Genomic DNA, 3,513 nt, shown 5'->3' on the forward strand with positions numbered 1-3,513 from the left:
CAGTGAGGGTTTGATGCGCTCTTCTTTTTCTAGTTGCCAGTTGCTTTTGACATGTTCATGCGCTTCGTCCACTTTTTTCATGGCAAAATCTCGCTGATAAGGCTCGGTGATGCCAAGTTTATCTAACCCCGCTTCAATAAGCGCTTTTTGTTGTTGCTTTTCCTCTTCAAATAGCTCATCAACTTCGTTCCATTTGCTTAACCCTTCATCTGCATACCATTCACTTTCATATTTCACCAGTAAATGCCCTATCTGCTCCGCTGTCCAACTTCTGCGTAATCCTTCCTTTAAATCCCTATCCGTAAAAGTCGGTGGCGGTAGGTCTTTTTTTCGTTGGGTTGAATATATTAGTGTGCCAGTTAAGATTTGCTGTAATTCTCGCATCGCCGGCGTGTAATCGGCTAAATCTAAGGTGGCAACGTTATTTTTGCTGATTTTATCAGATAATTCGCCTACCGTGGCTTTTTACTATTAAAAACAATTTATAATTTATCTAAATATGCACAACCTTCAAATATTTCACCTTTATAATCAATAAAAATTTCATATATTGAAGTTATCTCATCAAGATTTGCTTCACAAAAAGTTCCTTTGGGTAGACTACGAATTAAGCCATATACACCATCTTTAGAATGAAAAACAACCAAAAAATTTCTTGTTAAAGAAGAATTTTTTATATCTATGGCAATATTTATATTTTTTTCTTTTAGAGATATGAATTGCAATTTATTCTTACTTATTTTAGCATTCCAAAATGGTTCATAACCATTAGCATAAAAACCTATAGAGTTTTTGTTAACTTTATCCCAAAAAGTATGTGGCGATAACATATCTGTTTGTTCCATTTTCTGTAACTCTGTTAAATTTATCCAATCTATCATTCCATTTTCAAGATTTAAGAAATTCTGCTTACCATTTTCCATACTTCCTAAAGATAAAAATTCTTGATAGGATGAATTAGTATATACCTCTTGAGCTAATAACAAGTTAGGTAATAGCAAAAATAATAAAATTAATTTTTTCATATAATAACCTTATTTTTTATGCGGATTTCCAGATAAAATTGGAGGCCATGAATATTTATCATTTGCAAATGGAATTTTTGATTTGCTATATCCCCAGTATCGTTTATGTTCGAAATGAGGAATATCATCTATCGGTACATTTCTACTTCTTAAGATAGAATAAAATTTATTATAATCAAAATCTGTAGGATCACCATGACCATTTGGAATGCCTCTATCAACTTCTATATGAGGTACTATAATTGGCCAACATCCTTCAATATCGGAAGCTTCAATATATAAATCAGCAAGAGCTTGATATTGGTTATCTGTAGGTACATCCGGACTTTTATAATTGATTTCGACATGGAACATTCTTCCTTTTAAATTATTTCTAGATTCAGCTTTTGTAGCCCATACATTTTTTTCGGTAAAAGGCCATATTTCAATTACATCCCCATTTCTCATAATATATTTATGAGCTTTACTCCTTATTTTTTTATCTGGATTGTTAACATTATTTATTGCCTTGATAGTCTCTTCTGACATGTTTCCATCAGTACAATGTAAAACAAAATGACTTCTATAGTCAGGTGTTATAGGACAAACGCCTTTATTTTTTTCAACTTTAAAATAATCCATCATCGCCACAGGATGAATAAACCATGCCTTGCCGTTAGTTGATAGATTGGTCAGTTTAGGCGTATTAGCTTCACTTTGTTCTGTGCTAGTTGTTTGATTTTGGGCTTGTGCCTGTGCCACTTCTTTCCACCATAAAGATGGTTTTATGCGCTCTTCTTTTTCTAGTTGCCAGTTGCTTTTGACATGTTCGTGCGCTTCGTCCACTTTTTTCATGGCAGAGTCTCGCTGATAAGGTAAGGTTAGTCCGAGTTTGTTTAACTCTTCTTCGATGATTTCTTTTTTTTGCTGTTTTTCTTGTTCATATAGGTTATCTATCTCATTCCATTTACTTAATTCTTCATCAGCATACCATTCACTTTCATATTTCACCAGTAAATGCCCTATCTGCTCCGCTGTCCAACTTCTGCGTAATCCTTCCTTTAAATCCCTATCCGTAAAAGTCGGTGGCGGTAGGTCTTTTTTTCGTTGGGTTGAATATATTAGTGTGCCGGTTAAAATTTGCTGTAATTCTCGCATCGCCGGCGTGTAATCGGCTAAATCTAAGGTGGCAACGTTATTTTTGCTGATTTTATCGGATAATTCGCCTACCGTTGCCTTCTCTTCTATCGTTTTAAAACCTGACCAGTGCCATGGGCTAACTCGTTTTATGTGTTGCTGTGCGCCACTTTTAGTGTTTACCCAACCTTGTATTGGCATCCCTTGTTTATTCCCCGCCTGTATATATCGCCACACCGAATCAGGAGCGGCATCATCAACTGCTGTAAAACTTGTATTACTCGATTGCTCATTTAGTGAAACAGTACGCGGGTAATACACCGTGTTGTGCTCTGTCGCTGCCGGTAAATTAGTTAATGATAGTGGAAAGTGATTCCAATAATTTATCGAGCTATTTAGTTGCCCATTTTTTCCTTGTAGGTGAAAAACCTCTTTCGTGGCTATCCAGTAATGTCTGTTTTCTACCACAAAACGGATGGTTAATTCCGTGCCATTATTCTCATTCGATGACGATATACCACTCACTAATTCAACTTCATCAGGAATATCAGCTAGGGTTAATTCCGGATAATTCACTTGATAACGGTTAATCAACTCCGTTTTATCTGCCTGCGTTAAACGGTGCTTGCTAACTTCACCCTCCTTATTTTCAACTACCCCATTTATCCCTTTAATCACCATATTACTTGCATTATCTGAAAGATTGGATGATAACTTTAATGTATATTCTGGCTTAACTTTAACGTAATAATCACTAGCATTGCCAATAAACTGTATCCCCAATCCTGCCGGTAACGTCCCTTCAGCTTTAGCGGCCTGAATTAATCTTGCCTCTTTTTCAACTAATAAAATGGTCTTTTCACTTTCCGGTAACTGCTCTGCTAAGACTCGGGTTTTACTGATAAATGCCGGCAAATCATCACAGGTAAATAATTCAACGTGTGCTAGCTGTGGTAAGTTAGTGTCTAATGCTCGCTTCATGGTCGATAACGGAGCCTCTTTGGGCTCGTCAAAACGTTCCGATTGACTAACATTATGACCAATATATCCAATAAAATCGCCTTTCTTTATTGGTGCCGGCTTTTTTAATACCACAATTTTATCTAGCTTTCCTGGCTCGAAAGTCGATGACGTCACCGAGGTTAATTTGACATAGCCCTTATGCGGGGCATCATCATCGCCATTTTTATCCACCAAAACCGCTGGCACATCACAGTTGTTGATTTTCCGAATTTTGGCATACCCATTATTTTCACCGTCAAATTCAAACGTCGCTGTCTTAGGTAAATAGGTTAATTTCTGTTTATTGTTTGCCGCACCATATACTGCAATGCCTTTTACGGCTACTTCGGGTTTGCCCAGCTTGTCATTA

At 36.6% G+C, this 3,513-nt stretch carries 3 protein-coding genes; all 3 read right to left on the bottom strand.

The window, feature by feature from the left end:
• The coding region (locus A9G48_RS02230; protein ID WP_141672939.1) for a hypothetical protein at positions 1–384 on the bottom strand (384 nt) is incomplete at its 3' end.
• 98 nt (positions 385–482) lie between these two features.
• Positions 483–1,025: a hypothetical protein gene (locus A9G48_RS02235; protein ID WP_034944929.1), complete on the bottom strand. Its 543-nt coding sequence runs from the start codon at positions 1,023–1,025 to the stop codon at positions 483–485.
• Positions 1,026–1,034: 9 nt separating this feature from the next.
• Positions 1,035–3,513, bottom strand: a 2,479-nt coding sequence (locus tag A9G48_RS02240; RefSeq protein ID WP_141672940.1) for a peptidoglycan recognition protein family protein, incomplete at its 5' end; no start/stop codon positions are given.

It is taken from the genome of Gilliamella sp. wkB18, from assembly GCF_001690875.1.
Classification (GTDB): Bacteria; Pseudomonadota; Gammaproteobacteria; order Enterobacterales; family Orbaceae; genus Gilliamella; species Gilliamella apicola_A.